General features: G+C 73.3%; 25 protein-coding genes. 10 read left to right on the plus strand and 15 right to left on the minus strand.

What is annotated here, in order from left to right:
* The first annotated feature begins 15 nt into the window (after positions 1-15).
* From QWJ13_RS26955 to QWJ13_RS26970, 4 genes are all read left to right on the plus strand, one after another.
* The gene (locus QWJ13_RS26955) at positions 16-231 is read left to right on the plus strand and encodes a ferredoxin (protein WP_316527683.1); all 216 of its coding nucleotides are present in this window, start codon (positions 16-18) and stop codon (positions 229-231) included.
* Positions 232-333: 102 nt separating this feature from the next.
* A complete protein-coding gene (locus tag QWJ13_RS26960) occupies positions 334-1548 on the plus strand; it encodes a cytochrome P450 (protein WP_316527684.1) in 1215 nt (404 codons plus the stop codon).
* A gap of 194 nt (positions 1549-1742) precedes the next feature.
* Entirely contained in the window at positions 1743-1907 is a 165-nt protein-coding gene (locus tag QWJ13_RS26965; RefSeq protein ID WP_316527685.1) for a hypothetical protein, read from the plus strand.
* 103 nt (positions 1908-2010) lie between these two features.
* Complete coding sequence (locus QWJ13_RS26970) at positions 2011-2349, plus strand: hypothetical protein (RefSeq protein ID WP_316527686.1); 339 nt, start codon at positions 2011-2013, stop codon at positions 2347-2349.
* Here QWJ13_RS26970 and QWJ13_RS26975 read toward each other — a convergent pair.
* The 4 genes from QWJ13_RS26975 to QWJ13_RS26990 form a co-directional block, all read right to left on the minus strand.
* Positions 2346-3260, minus strand: a complete 915-nt coding sequence (locus QWJ13_RS26975; RefSeq protein WP_316527687.1) for a hypothetical protein — start codon at positions 3258-3260, stop codon at positions 2346-2348. The two genes, QWJ13_RS26970 and QWJ13_RS26975, sit on opposite strands and share 4 nt — an antisense overlap.
* Positions 3261-3330: 70 nt before the next feature.
* The gene (locus QWJ13_RS26980; protein ID WP_489753401.1) at positions 3331-3750 is read right to left on the minus strand and encodes a DUF427 domain-containing protein; all 420 of its coding nucleotides are present in this window, start codon (positions 3748-3750) and stop codon (positions 3331-3333) included.
* Entirely contained in the window at positions 3677-3913 is a 237-nt protein-coding gene (locus QWJ13_RS26985) for a DUF6296 family protein (protein WP_316527690.1), read from the minus strand. Before QWJ13_RS26985 ends, QWJ13_RS26980 begins: the two co-directional genes overlap by 74 nt.
* A 14-nt stretch (positions 3914-3927) precedes the next feature.
* Positions 3928-4173 (minus strand): DUF2277 domain-containing protein, encoded by a 246-nt coding sequence (locus QWJ13_RS26990; protein ID WP_316527691.1) that lies wholly within the window; start codon positions 4171-4173, stop codon positions 3928-3930.
* 198 nt (positions 4174-4371) lie between these two features.
* Here QWJ13_RS26990 and QWJ13_RS26995 point away from each other — a divergent pair, with 198 nt between their 5' ends.
* Entirely contained in the window at positions 4372-5577 is a 1206-nt protein-coding gene (locus QWJ13_RS26995; RefSeq protein ID WP_316527693.1) for an MFS transporter, read from the plus strand.
* On the opposite strand, the gene QWJ13_RS27000 is transcribed toward QWJ13_RS26995, so the two are convergent.
* Both QWJ13_RS27000 and QWJ13_RS27005 read right to left on the minus strand, forming a co-directional pair.
* On the minus strand, positions 5574-6092 hold the full coding sequence (locus QWJ13_RS27000; protein WP_316527695.1) for a gamma carbonic anhydrase family protein: 519 nt from the start codon (positions 6090-6092) through the stop codon (positions 5574-5576). The two genes, QWJ13_RS26995 and QWJ13_RS27000, sit on opposite strands and share 4 nt — an antisense overlap.
* 64 nt (positions 6093-6156) lie before the next feature.
* The gene (locus QWJ13_RS27005) at positions 6157-6723 is read right to left on the minus strand and encodes a DJ-1/PfpI family protein (RefSeq protein WP_316527697.1); all 567 of its coding nucleotides are present in this window, start codon (positions 6721-6723) and stop codon (positions 6157-6159) included.
* A gap of 256 nt (positions 6724-6979) precedes the next feature.
* Between QWJ13_RS27005 and QWJ13_RS27010 the strand changes: the two genes are divergently transcribed.
* Together QWJ13_RS27010 and QWJ13_RS27015 are read left to right on the plus strand one after the other, a co-directional pair.
* The gene (locus tag QWJ13_RS27010) at positions 6980-7528 is read left to right on the plus strand and encodes an RBBP9/YdeN family alpha/beta hydrolase (RefSeq protein ID WP_316527698.1); all 549 of its coding nucleotides are present in this window, start codon (positions 6980-6982) and stop codon (positions 7526-7528) included.
* A gap of 35 nt (positions 7529-7563) precedes the next feature.
* Entirely contained in the window at positions 7564-8175 is a 612-nt protein-coding gene (locus tag QWJ13_RS27015; RefSeq protein WP_316527699.1) for a hypothetical protein, read from the plus strand.
* Between the two features lie 57 nt (positions 8176-8232).
* Here the strand turns inward: QWJ13_RS27015 and QWJ13_RS27020 are convergent, their stop codons facing one another.
* From QWJ13_RS27020 to map, 4 genes are all read right to left on the minus strand, one after another.
* Positions 8233-10488, minus strand: a complete 2256-nt coding sequence (locus QWJ13_RS27020; protein WP_432277620.1) for a transglycosylase domain-containing protein — start codon at positions 10486-10488, stop codon at positions 8233-8235.
* 256 nt (positions 10489-10744) lie between these two features.
* Positions 10745-12247 (minus strand): alpha/beta hydrolase, encoded by a 1503-nt coding sequence (locus QWJ13_RS27025; protein WP_316527701.1) that lies wholly within the window; start codon positions 12245-12247, stop codon positions 10745-10747.
* Between the two features lie 142 nt (positions 12248-12389).
* Entirely contained in the window at positions 12390-12815 is a 426-nt protein-coding gene (locus QWJ13_RS27030; RefSeq protein ID WP_316527702.1) for an acyl-CoA thioesterase, read from the minus strand.
* Between the two features lie 76 nt (positions 12816-12891).
* The gene (gene map / locus QWJ13_RS27035; RefSeq protein ID WP_316527703.1) at positions 12892-13659 is read right to left on the minus strand and encodes a type I methionyl aminopeptidase; all 768 of its coding nucleotides are present in this window, start codon (positions 13657-13659) and stop codon (positions 12892-12894) included.
* A gap of 253 nt (positions 13660-13912) precedes the next feature.
* On the opposite strand from map, the gene QWJ13_RS27040 reads away from it, so the two are divergent.
* Entirely contained in the window at positions 13913-14191 is a 279-nt protein-coding gene (locus QWJ13_RS27040; protein ID WP_316527704.1) for a helix-turn-helix domain-containing protein, read from the plus strand.
* Between the two features lie 69 nt (positions 14192-14260).
* Here the strand turns inward: QWJ13_RS27040 and QWJ13_RS27045 are convergent, their stop codons facing one another.
* Genes QWJ13_RS27045 through QWJ13_RS27055 form a run of 3 tightly spaced genes read right to left on the minus strand, consistent with a single transcriptional unit; the run spans position 14261 to position 17522 of the window.
* Entirely contained in the window at positions 14261-15655 is a 1395-nt protein-coding gene (locus QWJ13_RS27045; RefSeq protein ID WP_316527705.1) for an ABC transporter substrate-binding protein, read from the minus strand.
* Between the two features lie 47 nt (positions 15656-15702).
* Positions 15703-16599: a carbohydrate ABC transporter permease gene (locus QWJ13_RS27050; RefSeq protein ID WP_316527706.1), complete on the minus strand. Its 897-nt coding sequence runs from the start codon at positions 16597-16599 to the stop codon at positions 15703-15705.
* Entirely contained in the window at positions 16596-17522 is a 927-nt protein-coding gene (locus QWJ13_RS27055; protein ID WP_316527707.1) for a carbohydrate ABC transporter permease, read from the minus strand. Before QWJ13_RS27055 ends, QWJ13_RS27050 begins: the two co-directional genes overlap by 4 nt.
* Positions 17523-17748: 226 nt before the next feature.
* On the opposite strand from QWJ13_RS27055, the gene QWJ13_RS27060 reads away from it, so the two are divergent.
* The gene (locus QWJ13_RS27060; protein WP_316527708.1) at positions 17749-18435 is read left to right on the plus strand and encodes an SMI1/KNR4 family protein; all 687 of its coding nucleotides are present in this window, start codon (positions 17749-17751) and stop codon (positions 18433-18435) included.
* A gap of 118 nt (positions 18436-18553) precedes the next feature.
* Here QWJ13_RS27060 and QWJ13_RS27065 read toward each other — a convergent pair whose 3' ends face one another.
* Entirely contained in the window at positions 18554-19132 is a 579-nt protein-coding gene (locus QWJ13_RS27065; RefSeq protein WP_316527710.1) for a TetR/AcrR family transcriptional regulator, read from the minus strand.
* Positions 19133-19284: 152 nt separating this feature from the next.
* On the opposite strand from QWJ13_RS27065, the gene QWJ13_RS27070 reads away from it, so the two are divergent.
* Positions 19285-19758: a DoxX family protein gene (locus QWJ13_RS27070; RefSeq protein ID WP_316527711.1), complete on the plus strand. Its 474-nt coding sequence runs from the start codon at positions 19285-19287 to the stop codon at positions 19756-19758.
* Between the two features lie 66 nt (positions 19759-19824).
* Here QWJ13_RS27070 and QWJ13_RS27075 read toward each other — a convergent pair whose 3' ends face one another.
* The gene (locus tag QWJ13_RS27075) at positions 19825-21402 is read right to left on the minus strand and encodes a SulP family inorganic anion transporter (protein ID WP_432277613.1); all 1578 of its coding nucleotides are present in this window, start codon (positions 21400-21402) and stop codon (positions 19825-19827) included.
* Positions 21403-21649: the final 247 nt, after the last annotated feature.

Consider the following 21649-nt stretch of genomic DNA (forward strand, 5'->3'; position numbering starts at 1 on the left):
CGAGAGGTGCCGACCATGCGGGTGAGTATCGACCGGGACCGCTGCTGTAGCTCCGGAATGTGTGTCACGAACGTTCCCGAGGTGTTCGACCAGGACGACCACGACAGCTTGGTGACGCTGCGTCAAACCACCTTCCGTCCCGATCAGTTCGACGATCTTAGGCTGGCCGCGAAGCTCTGCCCGAGCGGCGCGATCACCGTGATCGAGGACGAGTCGGCCGAGCGCGACTGACCTCGGCCGCCCGAGACCGAACTGATCACGCGACGGGCACCATTGACGAACAGTCACCATTTCCAGCCAGAACAGCACCGCGACGCAAGGAGAACCCCCGCCTTGACGAGCACACCCGCCTCCCTCGCCGTCCCGCTCCCGGCCCGGCACTCCGCCGAGTGCCCGTTCAGCCCGCCGCCCGCCTACACCGAGGCCGCCGCCACCGCCCCGCTGACCCGTGCCGGCCTGCCCGGGGGCGGGTCCTGCTGGCTGGCCACCGGCTACGCCGAGGTCCGCACCATCCTGTCCGACCGCCGGTTCAGCGCGGACGCGCGCCACCCGTCCTTCCCGGTGCTGATCGCCGGGAGCCGGGAGCGGATCGCCGAGAACCCGACCTTCCTGCGGCTCGACGACCCGGAGCACGCCCGGCTGCGCCGGATGGTCACCGGGGACTTCCTGGTCAAACGGGTCGAGGCGATGCGCCCCGGCATCCAGCGGATCGTGGACGAGGCGCTGGACCGGATGACCGAGGGCCGCACCGAGGCCGACCTGGTCGCGGACTTCGCGCTGCCCGTCCCCTCGCTGGTGATCTGCCTGCTCCTCGGAGTCCCGTACGGGGACCGCGAGTTCTTCCAGGGCATCAGCCGGACGCTGCTCAACAACACCAACACGCTCGAACGGCTCCTCGAAGCCCAGGACGAGCTGCTCGCGTACCTGCGGGAGCTGGTGGCCCGCAAGCGGAAGCAGCCGGAGGACGACATCCTCAGCCGGCTCGCCGTCCGGGACGACCTGACCCCGCACGAGATCGCCACCACCGGACTGCTGCTGCTGATCGCCGGGCACGAGACGACCGCGAACATGATCGCGCTCTCCACCGCCCTGCTGCTGGACCGGCCCGAGCAGATCGCCAGGTTCGCCGACCCGGCCGCGGTGCCCGGCGCGGTGGAGGAGCTGCTGCGCCTGCTCACCATCGTGCACACCGGGGTGCCCCGGGTGGCACTGGAGGACGTGGAGCTGGGCGGCACGACGGTCCGGGCCGGGGAGGGCGTGATCGCGATGCTCTCCACCGCCAACCGGGACGAGGAGGTGTTCGGCGCCGCCGGCCGCTCGTCGACCGACGAGCTGGACCTGGACCGGGACGCCCGACGGCACATGGCCTTCGGCTTCGGTGTGCACCAGTGCCTCGGCCAGCCACTGGCCCGCGCCGAGCTCCAGATCGCGCTGGCCACGCTGTTCCGGCGGCTTCCCGGATTGCGGCTGGCCATCCCGCGCGCCGAACTCGCTTTCCGTACCGACTCGTTCATCTACGGCATGCGGTCGCTGCCGGTGACCTGGTGACGACCGTGTGAGGTTCGCGGCACGCTCCTGGTGCGTCGGCAGCACACGCGCGGGACGTCCGCGCGGCGCTCGCCGGGGCACCCGGCTGGCCCCGGCGCCGGGGCGGAGGCAGGCTGGAAGGCGTAAGGACAGCACCGGCCCTGCCGCGCCCCCGGCCCGGCGCGATCGGACCGGCCGAGGAGACGGAGCCCGCGATGACCGACATGAGCGACCGGTCCAAGGTGAGCACCGAGGACGACGAGGACGTCCGCGCCGCGGACCCCGAGGAGGGCGTCCCCTCGATGCAGAACCTGCACGCTCAGGACACCTCCCGGGCGGAGGGCGCCCCCATGCAGGACGAGCCCGGCCAGTCCGCCTGACCGTCCGCCGAACCGAACCGACCGCCCGGTGGAACCGGGCGGTCGCCGCGACCGCAGGTGTCGCTGCTCCGGCGGCGGGCCACCCGCGGGGGAGGATAGGCGCATGACCGAACACGACCAAGGAAACCGCCAGGCCCGGCCGCCCGCGGACCCGCGCACGTCGTGGGCGACCTGGACCACTCAATCGATCATCAGCGGCCCCGGTGGGGTGACCACCACCGAGGTCGGCCCGATCTCCGGCGACCTCACCGTGCACACCACCTGGGTGGACGGTGAGGCGAGGTTGACCGTCCAGTACACCGGCGCGCTGGACTGGTACACCGTCTCCGGCAGCCCGGTCCCGGCGCATGACGAGACCACCGCGCGGGCGATCCACCAGGCGATGGTGAACGGCGTCAAGGCCGGCCGGGGCGTGGGTGCCCCGGCACCGCCGAAGCTCTAGGAACCGCCCGCAGCAGCGGCGGGCCCGGGTTCGCTCCCGGGCCCGCCGCTGTTCCCGTGCTCCGTCGCCGCCGGAGCGGCCGCCGTCCAGTAGGCCCGGTCCGCGGGACGGCGCTCGCGCAGGTCCGCCCGGACCTCGTCGGCCAGCCGGCGGGTGTCGCGGCGGTTCATGGTGGCGCCGATGCCGGCGCCGACCAGCAGCGGGGTCACCGCCGGAAGATGGCGCAGCGAGCTGTGGGTCAGTCGACGGCGGACCTGCCGGCGCACCTCCGAGCCGACCGCCAGCGCGGCGAACCCGGCGGGGCGGACCAGCAGGCTCGCGTCGATCCCCCGCCGGTTGGCCCAGGCACCGAGGTAGGCGCCGGCCCGCTGGGTGGCGGTGCCCTGCGCGGGGGTGCCGTAGACCTCGTGCAGCTCGGCGATCAGCTTGACCTCCAGGGCCGCCACGGCGAGCGTCTCCGCCGCGATCTCCACCGGCAGCGCGGGCGGCACCGGGAGCATCGCCACCGCTCCGACGCCCGCGCCGAGCGCGCCGGAGGCCCGGACGGCGCCGGTGACCAGCACGTCGGCCAGTTGCTCCGGGAAGGCCGCGTCCGGGTGCTGTGCCCGCAGGGTGGCGAGGTCGCGCACCGGAATCCGCGGCGCGGCCTGCACCAACTGGTCGGTCAGGGCCTTGCCGCCGAACGCGACGCCCCTGGCCGCTCCCCGGGCGGCGGTGCGGCCGCTTCGGCCGAGCAGCCGGGCGGCGTGCAGCACCACGGCCCGGCCGCGCCCGCGCTGTTCGGAGGCGTACTCGGCGACCGGGCCCCGGCCGATCGGCTGCTCGGACTCCTCGACCAGTTCGGCGAGGCGCTCGGTCAGGTCGGGCTCGGGTGCCGGCCGGGATCGGCCCGGTCTACGGAAGACTGCCATCGGGATCGGCACCCCTTTCCCTGCGACTTTCCCTACGGCTTTCGCCACGGCTTTCGCCACGGCGCCATGGCTACTCGGCGATCTCCACCCCGCGCCAGAAGGCCACCCGGCCGCGCACGTGCTCGGCCTCGGGCTTCGGGTCGGCGTAGAACCAGGCGGCGTCCGGGTTGGTCCGCCCGTCCACCTCCAGGGTGTAGTAGCCCGCGGTGCCCTTCCACCCGCACACCGTGGTGGTCTCCGAGGGGCGCAGGTACGCGGTGCGCACCGCCTCGGCCGGGAAGTAGTGGTTGCCCTCGACGACGACCGTGTCGTCACTCTCGGCGATAACGACGCCCTGCCAACTCGCTGTGGTCATACGGTGATTGTGCCTGACGCGGCGGCGGTGCGCGCCCGGGTTCCGGGCACCGGCCGGGCGCTCAGGACAGCGGGTGGGCGTGCACCGGCACGTGCGGGCTCTGGTGGCCGCCGCTGGCGAGCATCCGGACCTCACCGGCGTCGCTGATCTCGGCCCGGACGATCCCGGTCTCGTCCTCGTACACCGGGTGGCCGCCCGGGCCGGTCGCGTCGGTGCGGGTGACCACCACGACGTCCTGCGGCGCCTGGGTGCCCGGGGTGCCTGGGAAGGTGAGGGCGTAGCGGTTGGCGTGGGTCATCACCTGCTCCTGCCTTACCCGACGGCCTCGGCCGGCTCGACGGCCCTGGCGTGCGAGCCGCGGACTTCCAGCTCGGCGAGCAGCCGGGCGGTGGCCTCCGCGACCGTGTCCACGGCCCGGTCGAAGGCCTCCCGGTTGTGCGCCGCGGGGGCGCGGAACCCGGACACCTTCCGAACGTACTGGAGCGCGGCGGCGCGGAAATCCTCCTCGTCGGCGTCGGGCGTCACGGGGGGTCGCAGCGTCTTGATGTTGCGGCACATGCCCCCAGTCTCGCGCGCGGGAGCCCCATCGGCGACCCCCTCCGGCACGCCCCCGGCGCACACCCCTCATGTCCGCCTCATGCGCCCGTCATGCGGACCACCCAGGGCCGTCATCCGACCGGATTAAGATTCCGGACGAACGAATTCATCCTGCCGCGCGCTTCCCCGGTCCGTCGGCATCACTCCGGAGTCACCCCCTTGCCTCTCGCGCTGCTCGCGCTGGCCGTCACCGCTTTCGCCATCGGAACCACCGAATTCGCCGCCATGGGGCTGCTCCCCCAGGTCGCCGACAGCCTCCACGTCTCCATCCCCCAGGCCGGCTGGCTGATCTCGGCGTACGCGCTGGGGGTGGTGATCGGTGCGCCGCTGCTCACCGCGCTGGCCGCCGGACGGCCGCGCAAGGCGGTGCTGGTGGCGCTGGCCGCACTGTTCGCGACCGGCAACCTGCTGTGCGCGGTGGCGCCGGACTTCTGGACGCTGGCCGCCGCCCGGCTGATCACCGGGCTGCCGCACGGCGCCTTCTTCGGGGCGGGCGCGGTGGCGGCGGCCGAACTGGTCGCACCGGACCGGCGGGCCCGGGCGGTGGCCGTGATGTTCTCCGGGCTGACCGTCGCCAACATCGTCGGCGTCCCGGCCGCCACCCTGCTCGGCCAGCACCTGGGCTGGCGGGCGACCATGCTGGTGGTGGTGCTGATCGCGGCCGCCGGGACGCTCGCCATCGCCCGGCTGGTGCCGGCGCTCCCCTCCCCCGGCCAGTCCGGGCTCCGGCACGAGCTGCGCGCCTTCCGCAGCGGGCAGCTCTGGCTGGCGCTGGCCACCGTGGTGTTCGGCTGCGGCGGCTTCTTCGCCTGCTACAGCTACATCGCGCCGCTGCTCACCGAGGTCTCCGGGTACGCCACCGGCTCGGTGACCCTGGTGCTGGCACTGTTCGGGGTCGGCATGACGATCGGCAACGTGCTGGGCGGGTTCGCCGCCGACCGGGCGCTGCGTCCCACCGTCTGCGCGGCCTTCGTCCTGCTCTCCGCCACCCTGGCGCTGTTCGCGCTCACCGCGCACGCCCGCTGGTCGGCGGCCGTCACGGTGGTGCTGATCGGGCTGTTCGGCTTCGCGATCGTGCCGGCCGTGCAGACCCTGGTGCTCCAGAAGGCGCACAGCGCGCCGGCCCTGGCCTCGGCGACGGTCCAGGGCGCCTTCAACCTGGCCAACGCCCAGGGCGCGTACTTCGGCGGGCTGGCGCTGGCCGCCGGGCTCGGCTGGACCGCGCCGACGCTGGTCGGCTCGGCCCTGGCCGCCTCCGGCGCGGTGGTCGCGGTGCTCGCCTGGGCGGCCGACCGGCGCCGGCCCGCCCCGGTCCCGGTGGAACCGGCGGCGGACTGGGCGCCGGCCGCCACGAGCGCCGTCTAGATCTCCCGATGGGCGTCGGCGAGCAGCTGGTAGCCGGCGCCGTTGACCTTGATGCCCGCCTTCTCGTCCTCGGTCAGCTCGCGGCGGACCTTGGCCGGGACGCCGGCCACCAGCGAGCCGGGCGGGACGGCCATGCCCTGGGGCACCACCGCGCCGGCCGCGACCAGCGAGCCGGTGCCGATCCGGGCGCCGTTGAGCACGGTGGCGTTCATGCCCACCAGCACGTCGTCCTCGACCGTGCAGCCGTGCAGCACGGCGTTGTGGCCGACCGAGATCCGCTCGCCGATCACCAGCGGGAAGCCGAGGTCGGCGTGCAGGGTGCAGTTGTCCTGGATGTTGCTGCCCGCGCCGACGGTGATCGACTCGGCATCGCCGCGCAGCACCGCGCCGTACCAGACGCTCGCGCCGGCCGCGACGGTCACGTCTCCGATCACGACGGCGTTGGGCGCCACGAAGGCACCCGGGTCGACGGCGGGCTTCTTGCCCCCGACTGCGGCGATCAACGGCTCTGCCATGGCTCGTCCTCCTGGTGACGGTGTCCTCGTATCGCCGGTCAGCGTAGGGGGTATGTCAAGAGGGTCAGGCGAGCGGGGCCTTGGTGCGCAGCACCTCCAGGAAGGCCCGCAGCCAGGACGGGTGGTCGGGCCAGGCACGGGCCGAGACGACCACGCCGTCCACCACCGCCTCTCCGTCCACGAACTCGGCGCCCGCCGCCTTGACGTCGGGGGCCAGGGCCGGGTAGGCGGCGGTGCGGCGGCCGTCCAGCAGGCCGGCGGCGGCGGTGATCAGCGGGCCGTGGCAGATCTGGGCGACGGGCTTGTCCTCGGCGAAGAAGTGCCGGGCGATCCGCTGCATGTCGGGGTCGTTGCGCAGGTACTCGGGGGCGCGGCCGCCGGGGATGACCAGGGCCACGTAGTCGGCCGGTTCGACATCGGCGAGGGCGAGGTCGGCGGGCCAGGTGTAGCCGGCCTTCTCGGTGTAGGTGTCGAAGCCCTCGACGAAGTCGTGCACCACGAACTGGAGCCGCTTCTTGGTCGGGGCCGCGATGTCGACCTGGTAGCCCTCCTCGCGCAGCCGCTGGTAGGGGTAGAACACCTCCAGTGATTCGGCGGCGTCCCCGGTGACGAGCAGGATCTTCGATGTCATCGCCGACATCCCTCCACATGGTCGAGCCTCAGGTCGGGTACGGGCGCCGGGTGGTGGCGAACGGCCCGGGCCCGGTCCAACCTTCCGTACCGGCGGTACCGCCGGCAATGGGGCGCACCGGACGTACGACGGCGCATATGGAGGCGCGTGCGCCGGTTGTGGGGAGCGCACGCCGGTCGACCGCCCGGCTGCGGGGGCCCGCCGGCCGCGGCCTAGACTCCTGCTGCCCACGACCGTCCCTCTCCCGGAGGAGCCCATGCCGGACCGCGCCACCCATCTCGTCGTCCCCGGCTACCAGAATTCCGGCCCCGAGCACTGGCAGACCCGCTGGGAGACCGCCGAGCCCGAGTCCTTCCGCCGGGTCGAGCAGGCGGACTGGGACCACCCGGAGCGGACGGACTGGGTGGCCCGGGTGGACGCGGCGGTGGCCGAGGCCGCCGCCGAGGGCCCGGTGGTGCTGGTCGCCCACAGCCTGGGCTGCGTCACCGTGGCCCACTGGGCGACCACCGCGCCGGCCGAGCGGACCGCCGCCGTCCGGGGCGCGCTGCTGGTGGCCCCCGCGGACGTCGACACCGCCGAGGTCGAGGAGCTGGTGAACTTCCGTCCGGTGGTGCTGGATCGGCTCCCGTTCCCGGCCGTCGTGGTCTCCTCCACCGACGACCCCTGGGTCTCCGCCGAGCGGGCCCGGGCCTTCGCCGCCGCCTGGGGCGCCCGGTACGTCGAGCCGGGCGCGTACGGGCACCTCAACTCCGATTCCGGGTTGGGCGATTGGCCGGAGGGCCGCAAGCTGCTCGCCGAGCTGTGACCGCGGCGACGGGGGGAACGGGGGGAGCCGCGACGATGAAGTGGACGAGGACGAACGGGCGGAGCCCGCGGATCAGGCGCATCCTGGTCCGGCTGCTGGCGGTCGGCGGGCTGGCCGCCATCCTGCTCTACACCGAGGGCCAGTGGGAGAGCCGCTCGGGCGGGCGGATGCTGGTCGCCGACCTGCTCAACCGGCCGGAGCTGCTGCTGGGCGCGGCACTGGCCGCGCTGATCGCCGCCGCCTGGCTGGGCGACCTGCGCACCGCCGTACGGACGGCCACCCGGGCGGTCACGGTGACCGCCGGGGTGGTGTTCCTGCTCGGCGTGCTGTCCGCGCACAAGGTGTCGGCGGCCGAGACCCGCAGCAGGGAGGACGCCCCGGCCGGGGCCGAGAACGCCCTGGTGGTGGTGCACCGCTCGTACGCCACCGGGCGGGGGGCGGGAGAGCACTGGCAGGTGCTGCTGGAGAGCGGCGAGGGCTGGTCGGCCCGGCGCTGGGCGCTCGCGGACGTCGGCGGGGGCCCGGACGACGCCCGGCTGCTGGGGGCGAGCTGGACCGGACGGTCGCAGATCACCGTGGTGACCGACTCCTACCGGCGGGTGTTCAACCTCGACCAGGACAGCGGCGAGCCGGTCGAGGCGCGGTAGGGCCGCGAAGGAGCCAGGGCCCCGCGCGAGTACCCGTACTCGCGCGGGGCCCTGCGGCTACTGGTCTTCGGGGTCGGTGGCGCCGGGCGGGGTGGAGGACGTCCCGGTGCGGCTGGGGGCCGGGTTGACGCCGCGCGGCTTGCCACCGTTGCCCGAACCGCCGTTGCCCGAAGCACCGTTGCCCGGACCGCTGGTGGCGGGGGCGCCGGTGCAGCCGGCCGAGCCCGGCGCGCCGCTGGAGCCGGCGCAGTTGCCGTCCCGCCGCACCGGGTCCGGGATGTAGACGGTGGTGAAGTCCCGCTCCGGCATGCCGCGGACCGCGTCGCTCATCGCCTGCTGCCAGATCGGCCCGGGGCCGGTGGCGCCGAAGACCTCGGCCTGGTACTTGCCGCCGATCCGGATGTTGCGCATCGGCACCTTGGTACCCGGGCTGCCCAGCCAGACCGAGCCCGCCAGGTTGCCGGTGTAGCCGGTGAACCAGGCCGACTTCTTCTCGTCCGTCGTCCCGGTCTTGCCGGCGATCTGGCGGCCGTCGTCCAGGCCGAGGTCCCGCGCGGTGCCGCCCTTCTCGGTCACCCCGAGCAGCACGCTGTTGATCACGTCGGCGGTGTCCTCGGACATCGCCGGGGTGCACCGGGCCGGCGGCACCGGGACGTCGGCGCCGGCCACGGTGGTGATCCGGCTGATCGCCGTCGGCGCGCAGTAGGTGCCCCGGGCGGCGAAGGTCGCGTACACGTTGGCCATGGTCAGCGGGCTGACCTCCTGGGTGCCGAGGCCGAGCGCGGGCGACTCCTGGAGCGGCGAGCCGTCCGCCTTGCCCGCCATGCCCAGCTTGTTGGCCATCTGCTTGACCGCGCAGAGGCCGATCTCCTGCTCCATCTGCACGAAGTAGGTGTTCACCGAGAGCGCCATGGCCTGCTTGAGCTCGTACGGGCCGACCTCGGAGGCGCTCTCGTTGGGGATCGTCCCGTCCTTCTTGCCCTTGCTGAGGTTCTTCCAGGTGCCGTCGCAGGTCTTCATCGTCGGCCAGTCCATCCGGTTGGGCGAGTCGTACCGCTGGGTGGACGGCAGACCGGCCTCCAGGGCGGCGGCGGCCACGATCGGCTTGAAGTTGGACCCGGGCTGGAAGCCGATGCCGCCGCCCATCCCCGCGTCCACGTTGTAGTTGACGACGGTCTGGTTCTTCTCCTTGTCCAGGCCGTACGGGCGGGTCTGGGCCATCGCCAGGATCCTGCCGCTGCCGGGCTCGACCATCGTCATCGCCGCCGAGACCGGGTCGGTGACGTACACCTTGGTGGAGACGGCCTTCTGGGCGGCGGCCTGCTTGTCCGGGTCCAGCGTGGTGTAGATGTTGAGTCCGCCGGTGTCCCACAGCTTCTTGCGGTCGGCCGCGCTCTTGCCGAACGCCGGGTCCTGCTTGACCACGTGGCGCACGTAGTCGCAGAAGAAGCCCATGCCGGCCTGGGCGGTGATGCAACCGTTCTGCGGATCCTTGTAGTTGAGGCCGAGCGGGGCCGCCTTCGCCTCCTTCGCCTGCTCCGCGGTGATGTGCTTGTTCTCCACCATCTTGTCGATGACGGTGTCGCGGCGCTTCTGGGCGGCCACCGGGTGGAGCTTCGGGTCGTACTGGGACGGGTTCTGCACCAGCCCGGCGAGCATCGCCGCCTCGGGGAGGCTGAGGTCCTTGGCGTCCTTGCTGAAGTAGCGCTGGGAGGCGGCCTGGATGCCGTACGCCTGGTGGCCGTAGAAGGTGATGTTGAGGTAGTTGGTGAGGATCTGCTCCTTGGTCAGGTCCTCCTCCAGCTTGATGGCGTACCGGAGTTCCTGGATCTTGCGGCCGAGCGTCTTGCGCTGCGCCTCGCGCACCGCGTCCACGTCGTCCCCGGCCTTCTCGACGTTGACGTTCTTCACGTACTGCTGGGTCAGGGTGGAGGCGCCCTGGACGGCGGCGCCGCTCTCGGCGTTCTTGGTGATCGCGCGCAGGACGCCCTTGAGGTCGACGGCGCCGTGCTCGTAGAAGCGTGCGTCCTCGATGTCCACCTGCGCCGTGCGGATCAGCGGGGACATCTGCTCGGCGGATATGACGGTGCGGTCGCGCTCGTACACCTTGGCGATCAGACCGCCCTTGGCGTCGTAGATCTGCGTCGCCTGGCTGAGCGGCGGGGCCTTGAAGTCGTCCGGGATGCTCTCGAAGCCCTCGGCGCCGTTCTTCGCCCCGAGTCCGACCGCCCCGGCCGCCGGGAGGATCAGGCCCGCCAGCAGCACGCCGCCCAGCACGGTGGCGCCGAGGAAGGTGGCCGCGTGGCCCAGCATGCCGATCGGGGTCTCGCGGCGCCTCGGGCGGGGCACCCAGGTGTCGCCCGGGTCCGAGGCGGCGGGTATGCGGCTCTTCGGTGACATAGATCGAACATTACGGCCGTGAACTGGCCCTGGGGGGCGGGTGTCGGCGAAGGATTGTCACAAAATCGCGACGGATTCGACTCATTCCCGAGGGCCGAACTGGTGTGCCCGCCGGGACAAGGGCCGTTCGCTCACGGCCGGTTGACCCGGCGGGCCGCTCCCCTTCCGCTCAGTCGGCCGGGCAGAAGACGTCGCGGGCCGGGCGGCGGCCGGTCACCAGGTAGTCCGTCACCACCCGGTCGCCGCAGGCGTTCCCATGGGCCCGGTACACATCGTGGCCGCCCGAATCCACCGTCACCATCCGGGCCCGGTCACCGAACGCCGAACGCAGCTTGAGCGCACCGCTGTACGGGGTGGCGACATCGCGCAGGTTCTGCGCCAGCAGGACGTTCGCCGGGCCCCGGTCGGTGACCCGCACCGGCGGCTCGGCGGGCGCGTACGGCCAGAACGCGCAGGGCATCGCGTTCACCGGCATGCCCGCGGTCAGCGGACGGGCGGCCCGGTCGGCGGCGACCGCCTCGGCGTACCCGGACAGGTCGGTGGGCCAGCTCACGTCGTTGCACAGGGTGGCGGCCGAGGCCGCGATGTGGTTCTGCATCACCTCGTCGGGCTGCTGGGCCGGCGCCGCGGGCATCGGACGGCGGCCGGGGCCCGCCAGCATCAGCCGGGCGAGGACGGGGAACCTCTCGTCCGCGTACAGGGCCTGCATCATGGTCTCGCGCAGCACGTTGCCGTTCAGCTCCGCCGGATTGGCCCCCGGCCAGGGGATCGGCGTGCGGTCCAGCCGGGTGGCGAGGTCGAGGAAGAGCGGGCGGACCTCCTCGGGGGTGTCCGCGATCCGGTCCGGATTGTCCGGCGCGGCGGCCCAGGTGGCGAAGTCCGGGAAGCGGTCCTCGGCGCCCCGGCCGAAGGCGGCCAGCCAGCCGCGCCCGACCCGGGCCGGATCCGGGTCGTCGTTGCTGTCCAGCACGATCCGGTCAGTCCGCTCGGGGAACATGGTGGCGTAGACGGCGCCCGCGTAGGTGCCGTACGAGGTGCCCCAGGCGGCGAGGCGGCGTTCGCCGAGCGCGTGCCGGATGCTGTCGATGTCGCGGGCCTCGTTCGCGGTGGAGACGCTGCGCAGCACCGGGCCGCCGTTGCGGGCGCAGGCCTCGGCGAACCGGCGTCCGGTGGTGACGTTCTCGTCGACGGAGCCGTCGGCGGCGGGCCAGGGGCGGAGTTTGACCCCGGCCAGGTCCGCGTGGTCCAGGCCGCAGCTGATCGGGGTCGAGCGGCCGACCCCGCGCGGGTCGAAGCCGACCAGGTCGTAGCGGTCCCGGACGGGCTCCGGGATCCGGTCGAACCGGGTGGACGGGCGGTCCAGTCCGTTGTCGCCGGGGCCGCCCGGGATGATCAGCAGGACGCCGCGGCGCAGGCCGGGTTTGGCGGTGGCGATCCGGGAGACGGCGAGCGTGATCTGCGCGCCGTGCGGATCGCGGTAGTCCAGCGGGACGGTGAGGTCGGCGCACTGCTGGTCCCGGTTGACCTTGCCCGCGCAACCGGTCCAGGCGAGGCGGCCCGTTCCGGGCGGCTGGGAGTCGGCCGCACCGGCCGGCACGGCGCTCAGCGCGGTGACGGCGAGGGCGGCGGCCGCGGTGAGCGCGGCGGTGATGGTCCGAGCGGGTTTCGACATGCCCAAGAGTCTGCTGCGGCACGGGACTTGGCCCCATCCGGACAGCAGGACGGTCCGGGGTGGGGGTAACCCCCTGGGGTCCGGTGGAGACCGCTCCCGGTGGCGGTCTCCAGGCTCGGAGGGGGCGGACGGGCGGGGCGGGTCAGAGGCCGAGCAGGCCGGGGGCGGTGGCGAGGGCCCGCAGCGGCTCGCGCGGGTCGGCGACCAGCTTGCGCTCCGCCAGGTCGAGGATGCCGCCGACGCCGGTGATCTCGGCGGCCAGCATGCCGTCCTCGCGGACCAGCCGCTGCACCACCTGGAAGGTCTTGCCGTCGCGCCAGGTGAACGAGCAGCTGACCGTCACCGCGTCGCCGGCGCGCAGCTCCCGCAGGTACTTGACCGTGGTCTCCAGGACCACCGGGCCGACACCCTTGGCGACCAGGTCCGCCTGGCGGATGCCGGCCGCCCGGAGGTACTCCCAGCGGGCGTGCTCGGCGTACTGGAGGTAGACCGCCTGGTTGAGGTGGCCCTGGGCGTCGGTCTCGTAGCCGCGGACGGTGATGTGTGTGGTGAAGTCCTGATCACTCATGACCGCACGCTACTCCGGGCCGCTGGGGCGCCACCTCGTGTCCCGCGTCACCCCGGCCGGCCGGGCCCCGGCCGGGTCAGGGCAGGGTGAGGACGCGCGGGCCGTCCTCGGTGACGGCGACGGTGTGCTCGATGTGGGCGGCCCGGCCGCCGTCGACGGTGCGGACGGTCCAGCCGTCCGGGTCGGTGCGGTGGTCGTCGCGGCCGCCGGCCAGCAGCATCGGCTCGATCGCCAGCACCAGGCCGGGGCGCAGCGGGTAACCCCGGCCCGGGCGGCCCTCGTTGGGCAGGTGCGGGTCCTCGTGCATCCGGCGGCCGATGCCGTGCCCGCCGTAGCCGTCGGGCAGGCCGTACCGGGCGGACCGGGCGACGGTGCCGACGGCGTGGGCGATGTCGCCGATCCGGTTGCCGACCACGGCGGCGGCGATGCCCGCCTCCAGGGCGCGCCCGGTGGCCTCGATCAAGGCGGTGTCCTCGGGGCGGGCGGTGCCGACGGTGAAGCTGATCGCGGAGTCGCCGGCCCAGCCGTCCAGGACGGCGCCGCAGTCGATGCTCACCAGGTCGCCGTCGCGCAGCCGGTAGCCGTCCGGGATGCCGTGCACCACGGCGTCGTTCACCGAGGCGCAGATGACGGCCGGGAACGGGACGGGCGCGAAGTGCGGCCGGTAGCCGAGGAACGGCGAGGTCGCCCCGGCGGCCTTGAGCACGCCGCGCGCCACCTCGTCCAGCTCCAGCAGGCTGACGCCGACGGCCGCCTGCTCCCGGACGGCGGCCAGCGCGTTGGCCACCACCCGCCCGGCCTCGCGCATCGCGGCGAGTGCGGTGTCCGACTTGAGTTCGACCATGGCGAGGCCCTCCCCTGAATCCAATTCTTATACCGGTATTTGTATCACGGTCTCAGGGTGTGACGTCGCGGAGTGTGCCGCCGCAGGGTGTGGCGCGCAGGACGCGGCCCGGCGGAGGGCAGGGGCCGGGCGGTGCGGAGGGCGATCGACGGCGGATCGACGCGCGCCGGGCGCAGGCGGGGGCACCGCTCGGTCGCGGGGCGTGTCCCGGAGCGTGGGGACGCGGCCCGGCGGAGGCCCTAGACTCGCCCTCATGGTGAGGACTCCGCTGACCCCGTGGGAGCGCGAACGTGGGGAGCGCTTCGGGGCGCTGCTGCGCGGGGCGCGTGGCGAGCGCAGCATGGTCGAGGTGGCGGCGGTGGCCGGCGTCTCGGCGGAGACGCTGCGCAAGATCGAGACCGGACGGGCGCCGACGCCGTCCTTCTTCACCATCGCGGCGCTGGCCTTCGCGCTCGACCTGTCGCTGGACGAACTGGCCGCCGCCTGTGCGCTGCCGGCCGACGACGGGCACGGCGAGGCGCTCTCGGCCTGACGGGCGACGGCCCGCCCGGCGCGGGGTGCGCGGGGCGGGCCGTCGTCGTGGTGCTTCCGGTGGTGCCGTTCAGCCGACCGAGCTGTTGTAGCTCTCGATCGCCGGCTGCAGCTCCTTCGCGGCATCGGCCAGCGCCTGCTGGGCCGACTTGCTGCCCGCGATGGTCTGCTCGATCGCGGTCTCCACGCCCTTGCGGGCCTGCGGCATCACGCCGAGCAGGCAGCCGGCCGTGGCCGGGGTGGGCTTGGTGGCCTTGAGCTGGTCGATCGCGGTCTGGAACTGGGGGTACTTGGCCACCCACTCCTTGTCCTTGGGGTCGTCCAGGGACTTGGTGTTGACCGGGAAGTAGCCGGTGCCGGTGTGCCAGACGGCCTGCTGCTCGGGGGCGGAGACGAACTTCTCGAACTCCCAGGCGGCGCGCTTCTCGGCGTCCGAGTGGCCGGGGCCGCTGATCCACAGCGAGGCGCCGCCGATCACCGGGCCGCCCTGGTCGGCGGCGGTGACCTTCGGGAAGGCCGCGGTGCCGACGCCGAACTTCGCCGCCTCGGTGTAGCCGCGCAGCACGCCGGTGGACTCCAGGTGCATCGCGACCGTACCGGCCTTGAACGCGGCCTGGGCGTCGTCGGTGGTGCGGCCGGTGTTGGCCGCGTAGCCGCCCTTGACCAGGTCGGCCCACCACTGGACGATCTGGGCGCCCTGGGCGGAGTCGAACACGACCTTGCCGGCCTTGTTGCTGCGGCCGTTGTCGTTGTCGCAGTACATGCTGCCGGACTCGGCGAGCAGCTGCTCGACGAACCAGCCGTAGATGGCCGCGCCGAAGCCGTACCGGACGGTCTTGCCGTCGGCGTCCTTCTTGGTCAGCTTCTTGGCCAGCTCGCCCAGTTCGTTGAGGTCCTTGGGCACCTGCGCCGGGTCGAGGCCGGCCTCCTTGAAGGCGTCGGTGTTCAGGTAGAGCAGTGGCATCGAGGAGTTGAACGGCATCGACTGGAGCTTGCCGCCGACCGAGTAGTAGTTGCGGATGTTGGCGTCCAGGTCGTCCAGCGAGTAGCCGTCCTTGTCGGCGAAGGCCTGGGCCGGGACGGTCTGCTTGGAGTCGATCATGAACCGGGTGCCGATGTCGTAGACCTGCGCCAGGGCGGGGGTGCCCTTCTGCTGCACCGCGGCCTTGTACTTGGTGACCAGCTCGTCGTACTTGCCCTGGAACTGCGCCTTGACCTCGATCTTGCCCTGGTGGGCGGCGTTGAACTGGCTGACCAGCCCGTTCAGCACGTCGGCGTTCTTGCCGGTCATCGAGTGCCAGAACTCGACGCTGGTGACACCGGTCGCCTGGTCGAGCGCCTGGGCGCCGGGCGCGCCGGCGTCGGCGGAGCCGCCGGAGCCGGAACCGGAGTCGCCGGAGCCACAGGCGGTCAGGGACAGGCCGGCCACCAGCAGGGCCGCGAGCGCGCGCGCACTCTTCTTCACGAGGGTTCTCTCTCTGTCTGGGAAAGCGGGGGGACGTGAACGGGGGGTCAGCGGACCGCGCCCGCGGTGAGGCCGCGGACGATGAAGCGCTGGCCGAAGACCACCAGGGCGAGGGTGGGCAGCAGGGAGAGCACGACGCCGGCCAGGATCAGCCCGGGGTCGGCCATCTCGGCGTCGCGCAGCGAGGTCAGACCGATCTGGAGGGTCTGCATCTCCGCCGTGCGGGTGATGATCAGCGGCCAGAAGTACTGGTTCCAGGCCGACAGGAAGACGTAGATCGACAGTGCCGCCAGGGCCGGTTTGTTGAGCGGGACGACGATCCGCCACAGGAACCGCCAGTGGCCGGCCCCGTCGATCCGGGCGGCGTCGCGCAGTTCGCCGGGCAGCTGGCGGAAGGCCTGGCGCAGCATGAAGGTGCCGAAGCCGGAGGCGAGGAAGGGCAGCACCAGGCCGAAGTAGGTGTTGCCGAGCCCCCAGTCCGACAGCGTCAGGTAGTTGGGGATGATGATGGCCTCCCACGGGACCATCAGGGTGGCCAGGAACAGCCCGAACACCACGGCCCGCGCCTTCATCGGCAGGAAGACGAAGGCGTACGCGGCGAGCACCGAGGTGAACAGCTGGGCGAGGGTGATGGCGGTCGCCACGATCGCCGAGTTGGCGTACTGGCGGGCCAGCGGAATGGCGTCCACGGCGCCGGAGAAGTTCCGCCCGGTGACCGAGTGGGGCACCAACGCCGGTGGGTAGGAGGAGAGTTCGGACGGCCCCATGAAGGCGCCGGCGATCGCGTAGTAGACCGGGAAGGCCACGGTGACCACGGCGACGGCGAGCAGCAGGTAGACGGCGGCGCGGCCGAGCAGGTCGCGCGGGGAGCGCCCGGCGAGGACGCCGGCGCGCGGGCGGGGCGGCGCGGCCTCCGTCTTGGTCTCGGTGGTCAGGGTGCTCATGCGTAGTGCACCTTCCGCTCCAGGACGCCGAACTGGACGGCCGTGCAGGCGAGGACGACCACGAGCAGCACCACGGCCTGGGCACTCGCGGTGCCGAAGTCGCTGGAGCCGTAGGCGAAGGCCTTCTCGTAGACGGAGTAGACGAGGGTCCGGGTGGAGCCGTCCGGCCCGCCCTTGGTGAGGATGTGGATCTGGCCGAAGCTCTGGAGCGCGTGGACGGTGGAGACCACGGTCAGGAAGAACAGGTTCGGGCCGAGCATCGGGATGGTGATCGAGCGGGCCAGCCGCAGGCCGGAGGCGCCGTCGATGCGGGCCGCCTCCACCACCTCGCCCGGGATCGAGCCGATGCCCGCGGAGAGCACCAGCACGTTGTAGCCGAGGTTCATCCAGACCGTGGTGACGGCCACCGAGACCAGCGCGTAGCGGGAGTCCGTCAGCCAGCCGATCGGGCCGAGGCCGACGTGCGAGAGCAGGCCGTTGAGCACCCCGCTGGCGGGGTTGAAGAACACCGCGAAGACCACCGAGGCGCTGGCCACCGAGAACGCGAAGGGCAGCGCGAACGCCGAGCGCAGCAGCCGCACGCCCCGGATCCGGTTCTCCAGGAGCAGCACCAGCACCAGCGCGCCGAGCACTCCGGGCACCACGGTGAGCAGCGTGAACAGCGCCGTGGTCAGCAGGGTGCGGCCGAAGTCGGCCGAGGCGAACAGGTCGGTGTAGTGCTTCGTCCCGACGTAGCGGGAGGGCGCGCCGAAGAGGTCGTTGGCGTGCGCGCTGAGGTAGATGGTCCGTCCCAGCGGGTAGCCGATGAAGAGGACGAAGACCACCAGGGAGGGCAGCAGGAAGGCCCAGGCGAGCCCGTGTTCGCCCCAGCGCCTTCCTGGGCGGCGTCCCGGGAGGGTCGCGGTGTGCGGTGCGGTCGGCATCTTTCGCGCGTCCGCCTTTCGTGATGTTGGTTCCGGCCGAAACCGTGTCCTGCCCACACGACGGCGCGGGAACCTCGCGGTGATCAACTGGTGTCCGCGGGATTACGCGTTCGCGTCAGATCCGGCCGGTCGTGGGCGGACGGGCCCCAAAGGGGCAGCAATCGGGCAGCGGCGGGGCCGTCGGGCGGTTCGCCGCACTGTCAGAGGGGTGGCGTACGGTGCGCTGGTGGACGAAACGGAATTCGACATCCCGGCCGCAATGGCCGAAAGTGTGCGCTCCCGCGCGGGCGCCTGGGCGTTCGTCAGGGGCTTCGCCGCGCACTGGGGCGAGCCGCTGGGGCCCGAGGACGGCTTCACGGACGCGGAGTTGGACGCGGCCGAGCGGCGTCTCGGCCTGCGACTGCCCGCGGCGCTGCGCGAGGCGTACCGGCTGTTCGGCCGCCGGGCGGACCTGACCAGCAGTCACGACGTGCTGCTGACGCCCGACGAACTGCACGTGCTGGACGGCGCGCTGGTGTACCGGGCGGAGAACCAGGGCTGTGCGCACTGGGGCGTGCCGCTGGCCGACCTCGGCCGGGAGGATCCGCCGACGGTGGGCCGGCTCGACCTGGCGGACAAGTCGCAGGAGCGGTGGGAGCCCTCGGAGGACCGCTTCTCCACGGCGGCCGTGGCGATGGCGATGATGGAGAAGCTGCTGGAGGACCACGAGTTGGCCGACTTCCTCGACTCCGAGGGGGATCTGCCGGGCGATCTGCGGGAGTTGCCCGCGCTGGGCCGCGACTTCCGCTGGTACCAGGGGCCGGAGGTACTGGTCGGGGTGGCCGGGGATGCCTGGGTGGCGGCCCGGGCGCGCACCCCGGAGGCACTGGAGGCGCTCTACGAGGCGGTGCCCGGACAGTGGCTGGGCGAGTAGCGCGGCGGCGTACCGGCCGGTAATGATGACGGCCGCGTAAAACCCTCTCCTCTGTCGAGAACGCTCGGTCTGGAACGAGCGCGGCAGGAAGCGCCGGCCCGCTCCGCCCGGCCGGGCGTCAGTCCAGCAGCGCCAGCGCCTGTTCGGCGGCCTCCCGCGCCCGGGGCCCGCCGTCGGCGGCCTTGCCCACCACCCGGATGCCCTGGAGCAGCACCACCAGCATCCGGGCGAGCGCCCGGGGCTCCCGCCCGGCGGGCAGTTCGCCCTGCGCGGCGGCGCGTACCAGGGCGGCGGCGAGCAGGGTCTCCAGCCGGTCGAGGCTCGCCTCCACCCGACGGGCCGCGGCCGGGTCGTGCGGGGCCAGCTCCACCGCCGCGTTGGTGACGAAGCAGCCGCGCCGACGGTCCTGCTCCCCCGCGGCGGCGTGGCGGCGGACCAGCGCGCGGACGGCGGGCAGCGCCGGGCCGGGCTGGGACAGTTCCTCCAGCCGCGCCGAGTCGCTCTGCTCGCAGTAGCGCTCCAGCGCCCGCAGGTACAGCTCGTGCTTGCTGCCGAAGGTGGCGTAGATGCTGGCCCGGGCGATACCGAGCCGCTCGACCAGGTCGGCCATCGAGGTGGCCTCGTAGCCGCGCTGCCAGAACAGCTCCAGGGCCGCCTGGAGCGCCGCGTCCGGGTCGAATTCCTTCGTTCGCGCCATGCCGGGAAGACCATCCCTTTCTGGATCGGTCGATCAAATGACAGCGATCGGTGCCCCGGGCCCGATATCTGACGGAGCATTGCCTATTGGACTAGACCATAGCTACCCTGGCCGCTCCCATCCCCCTCCTTCCCCCACAGGAGGCGTTTCGCATGACCGCTCACCGTCCCACCGGCCCTCGACAGGCCGTTGACACGGCCAGACCCGTCGTACTGACGGCCTTTCGGATCGTCGTCGGCCTGCTCTTCGCCTGCCACGGCGCCGCCTCGCTGTTCGGCGTGCTCGGCGGCGCCAAGGGCGGCGGCACCGTCCCGCTCGGCCAGTGGCCCGGCTGGTGGGCCGCGCTGATCCAACTGGTCGGCGGCGCCCTGGTGTTGCTCGGCGCCGGCACCAGGGTGGCCGCCCTGCTCTGCTCCGGCTCGATGGCCTACGCCTACTTCACCGTCCACCAGCAGCACGCGCTGCTGCCGCTGCAGAACGGGGGCGAGCCCTCGGTGATGTTCTGCTGGGCCTTCCTGGCCATCGCGGCGCTCGGCTCCGGCCCGTACGCCCTGGACCGCCTGCTCGCCCGGCGACCGGTGACAGCGGCCAACGAGCCCTCCATCCAGCCGAGTTCGACGGCCTGACGGCTAGTCGGTGATGACACTGCCCGCTGGTCCGGGCCGACCCGGACCAGCGAGCAGGCCCAGGGATCACGCCACCGAGGGCAGCGGCGGTTCGACCGCCAGCGGCGCGCTGGCACGGGCCCGGTGCTGGGCGGCCCAGGAGACCAGGGCCACCGTGCAGGCGTGGTCCAGGTGGCGCAGTCCGGACCAGTCCAGTTCCACCGGCCGGTCCCCCGGCAGCCGTTCCAGGGTGTCCAGCAGTCGGGGCAGTCGCAGGAAGGTGGCGTTGCCGCTCAGCCGCACCCGGTGCACCGACTCCCCGCCCGGCCGCACCTGCTCCTCCACCGCGATCTGGAGGTGCGAGGTCTGCCAGGCGGACTTGGCCACCGCCAGGCCGATGCCGATCAGCACCCCGTCGAACAGGTCGGTGGCGATGATCGCGCCCGCCGTCACCACCAGCACCAGCGCCTCGCCCAGGTGCCCGCGGCAGAGCGCGACGATCCGGCGCAGCGGCACCAGCTTGGCACCGGCGTGCACCAGCACGGCGGCCAGCGCGGTGAGCGGGACGAGCCCGAGCGCGCCGGGCAGCAGCACGGTGAACAGCAGCAGCCACCCGCCGTGCAGGACGCGCGAGGCCTTGGTCCGCGCCCCGGCCTGGACGTTGGTGGCGCTGCGGACGATCACCGCCGTCATCGGCAGCGCGCCGAGCAGCCCGCAGACGGTGTTGCCGATGCCCTGGGCCGTGAGCTCGCGGTCGTAGTCGGTGCGCGGACCGTGGTGCATCCGGTCGACGGCGGCGGCGCTGAACAGCGTCTCGGCGGAGGCGATCAGGGCGAGGGCGACGACCGTGCCGAGTCCGGCGGTGCCGACCACGGCGGTCAGCGCGTCACGGTCGGGCAGGTGCACCACGTCGAGCAGCCCGGCCACGTGGATCCGGGCCACCGGCAGGTCGGCGGCGGCGGTGACGGCGGCGGCCACCCCGACGGCGGCCAGCGGGGCGGGGACGGCGCGGGCGGCGCGTTCCGGCAGGTACTTCCAGGCGATCAGGATCAGCAGGGTGCCGAGGCCGAGGGCGACCGCGCTCGGGTTGGCCGCGGCCGTCAGCACGTCCCCGAGCAGCGCGGGCAGTCCGGCGATCTTCTCCGGGCCGGTGGCGGGGGCGCGGCGGTCGGCGAGCGCGTAGAGCTGCCCGAGCACCAGGGTCAGTCCGATGCCGGCCAGCATGCCGTGCACCACCGAGGCGGACATGGCCCGGAACCAGCGGCCGAGCCGCAGGGCGCCCATCGCCAGTTGGAGCAGGCCGGTGCCGAGCACCAGCAGACCGAGCGCACTGACGCCGAAGCGCTGGACGGCGTCGGCGACCAGGACGGTCAGCCCGGCGGCGGGACCGCTGACCTGGAGGCTGCTGCCGGGCAGCAGCCCGGCCACCAGACCGCCGACGATCCCGGTGACCAGACCGAGTTCGGCGGGGACGCCGGAGGCGACGGCCACCCCGACGCAGAGTGGGAGGGCGACCAGGAACACCACCAGCGAGGCCGGCAGGTCGTGACGCCAGGGGACGGCGCGCAGGACGGCGGCCGGGGTGCGGGGCCGGCCCGGCGGGCCGTGCTTGCGGAGGCGGCCCGGCGGGCTGTCGCTCCGCTGGGGCCGAGGCGGCGGGTTCACCCGGTCACCGCCCGGGATCGGGTCGAGGTGCAGCAGCGCATGGGGACGTTCCTTCCGCGCGCCCGCCGCAGCGGGCGCGCCGTCGCAAGAGCGGGAAGCGGGAGGAAGGGGAGGAAACCCCGGTACGGCCGCGGGTCCGGGCGGACCAGAGCGCGGCGGCGGGTGTCGGGTCGGTGCGGCCAGGGGGTGCGTCTCGCTCGGGTGCGGCGGACCGGGCGCGCTGGTCCTGGACGGGACCGGCCCCGGC

This window comes from Kitasatospora brasiliensis, assembly GCF_032654805.1.
In the GTDB taxonomy this organism is placed as follows: domain Bacteria; phylum Actinomycetota; class Actinomycetes; order Streptomycetales; family Streptomycetaceae; genus Kitasatospora; species Kitasatospora brasiliensis.